The sequence below is a fragment of the Paramuribaculum intestinale genome, from assembly GCF_003024925.1.
Taxonomy (GTDB): domain Bacteria; phylum Bacteroidota; class Bacteroidia; order Bacteroidales; family Muribaculaceae; genus Paramuribaculum; species Paramuribaculum intestinale.
In genome coordinates, this window is the sequence record NZ_PUED01000269.1 from 1 (window position 1) to 2,417 (window position 2,417).

General features: G+C 58.6%; 3 protein-coding genes. All 3 read right to left on the reverse strand.

Features of this window, described 5'->3' with window-relative positions; genetic code table 11:
• Nucleotides 1–564 (reverse strand): LPS export ABC transporter periplasmic protein LptC (gene lptC / locus C5O24_RS12550; protein WP_107681926.1); only part of this gene is annotated, 564 nt, incomplete at its 3' end.
• The gene (gene bamG, locus C5O24_RS12555; protein ID WP_107034940.1) at nt 564–1,802 is read right to left on the reverse strand and encodes a BamG family beta-barrel-assembly machinery protein; all 1,239 of its coding nucleotides are present in this window, start codon (nt 1,800–1,802) and stop codon (nt 564–566) included. The genes bamG and lptC, both read right to left, overlap by 1 nt.
• A partial coding sequence (locus C5O24_RS12560; protein WP_107681927.1) for a type III pantothenate kinase occupies nt 1,789–2,417 on the reverse strand: 629 nt, incomplete at its 5' end. The genes C5O24_RS12560 and bamG, both read right to left, overlap by 14 nt.

The window sequence follows — 2,417 nt, forward strand, 5'->3', positions numbered from 1 at the left end:
TGGCAGGGGGAGGATCGCCGACACATTGCGCACCCGGAAGTCGGTCATCGAATTGTTGGACTCGAATCCATAACCTTCCATTATCCGGTCGGAGCGCTCAATGCGTATAAACGAATCGGAATAGACCTTGCCGCGCCGCTGATCCCAGAAAAGCTGCGAGGTGAGGAACCGGTCGGAGGCCATGTTGGTGACTCTCACATGCCCGTCGAGCCGCCAGAGCTGTTTGACCTTGAAATATGTGGCCGAGTCGCAGTCGACGGTGGCCTCGCGGTTGAAGAAATCGTCGAACCGCTCCAGGTGCAGCCCTGAGGGGAAGCGCCAGCGGCTCTCCCGAGCCTCGTCGTAAACGAGCCACAGAGGCGTGACTACGCGATAGCGCGTGATGCCGGAGTCGGATATCAGGGTGCTGACGTCGGTGGTGGTCATGGTGGCCACCTGTTCGGGGTCGACGTTGGCCGTGTACTCACGGTGGTCGTCGCCTCCGCAAGCGGTCATGGGCCATGAGCAGACAGCTACGGCCGCTCCGGCCACAAACGGCAATATCCTCATCGACGCCCTCGGCATCAGTCGATCTTGCGCTTGTGGAACCACATCTCGTTGAAGTTGATGCCGAGAGTGATGCTGAAATAGTTTTCCTTGACCATAGCCACCGGATGAGCCTGACGCCGGCGGTATTCAAAGCCGAGGTTGATGATGCTCTTGGTGGAGTAGGTGGGGAATCCGAAGCCGCAGGCGAGTCCGTAGTCGTGGACATGGTTGCCGCCGATGGTGATATAGTCGCGGTTGTAGAACGCTCCGAGGCGATAGGTCATGGCCTGGAAGTAGGATCCGCGTTCACGCGGACGGAACTGTGTTCCGAGAGCCACTTTCCATCGGTCGGCATAGACGGTGGTGGGGAAGTCGGACATCTCGGCGAACCTGGCCTTGGTCCAGGGCTGATAAGTGAAGTCGGCCTCCACGAGCAACTTGCCTGAGTGGCGATAGTTTATGCCGACGCCCCATGTGGTCGGGAGGGAGAAATTGCGGCGCAGGCTAATATCCTGAAGCGTGTCGGGCTTTTCGTTGCTCGACACATCGTATTTGATCACCCTGCCGCTGCCGAGGAGATCCTTGCCGGGCGCGAACACCAGACCGACTCCGATATATCGGTCGGCTGCGATCTTCTGCTCATATTGCAGTCCGAACTGCACGCGGAAGTCGCGCACCTGCAGTTCCTGACGGAACAGGGCAGAGTATCCTCCGTCGGGGTTGATATAGACCTCGTTGTTGTTGGTGCCGAAGAGGTAGGAGAAGTTGAAGCCGGCCGAGAGTCCGTTGACGATATTGTAGGCGGCCCCGACGTAGAGCTGGTTGATGCCTCCCGATCCCTGCTGGGTGTAGGATCCATTGTTGATTTCTGAGCCGAACGCATATCCCACCGATGAGAAGGGAAGGAGTCCGAAGCTTGCTCCAATGCGCTTGCTTATGGGAAACTGCATGGTGACATATTCGAGTCCGCCTCCGTTGTCGCTGAAGCGGGTGTCGCCCTGCGTGCGGTTGAATATGGTGAAGTCCACACCCATGTCGAAGAGGAATGTGAGCGAGTCGATACGCGAATATGACGCCGGATTCATCACGTTGATGGATCGTCCTGATCCGAGGGCATAGCCTACTCCTCCCATCTGGCGCTGGGCCGATGTGGCGTTGTCGCTGAGGGTGCCGAATCCGAATCGTGAGTAGGGGCTGGTAGTCTGCGCGCAAAGAGTCGCGCACGCTATTGAAGCCGCTGCGATCGCGGCTACGAGTCTGCTATTTATGTTCATTGTATGTGATTATTCTGTTGAGTCCGCGACTGACGAGCTCGGGGTCGACTGTCGCTTCGAAATCGATCAGTTTGCTGATTTCTCCGGCCCATCCGCCGGTGAGCACGGTGTGTGTGCCTTCGGGCAGATTCGCCCTGTAATAGGACAACGCCCCTACGATGCCATAGACTGCTCCGAGTATCATGGCCGATGGCGTGTCGAAGCCGAGGAAAGTGTCGTAGTCGATATTGCGCGGCACCTCGACCTGAGGCAGGCGTGCCGTATATCGATGGAGCGCGTCGAGCCTCATACGCATTCCGGGGGCGATGTTTCCGCCGATGAAATGTCCGTCGGCTGTGACGGCGTCGTATGTGACCGCCGTTCCCGCGTCGACCACCAGCAACGGCCTCCCGGCAAATGACGCCCAGGCTCCTACGGCGGCCGCGATGCGGTCGGTGCCGAGTGTGCACGGCGTGCGGTAGTCGATGGCTATGGGCAGCGGCGTGGAGTTGGTCAGGCGGCTGACATTGTCGGCATATTTCGCTATAATATCGGTCATGCGGCTTTCCTTGGCCGATACGGAGCAGAACATGGCGTGGCTCTTATACAAATCCCCGAGCCCACGAAGACCCTGAA

Excerpts from the sequence above, each read along its gene's own strand:
- bamG (WP_107034940.1), bottom strand. The coding sequence starts at position 1,802 with ATGAACATAAATAGCAGACTCGTAGCCGCGATCGCAGCGGCTTCAATA.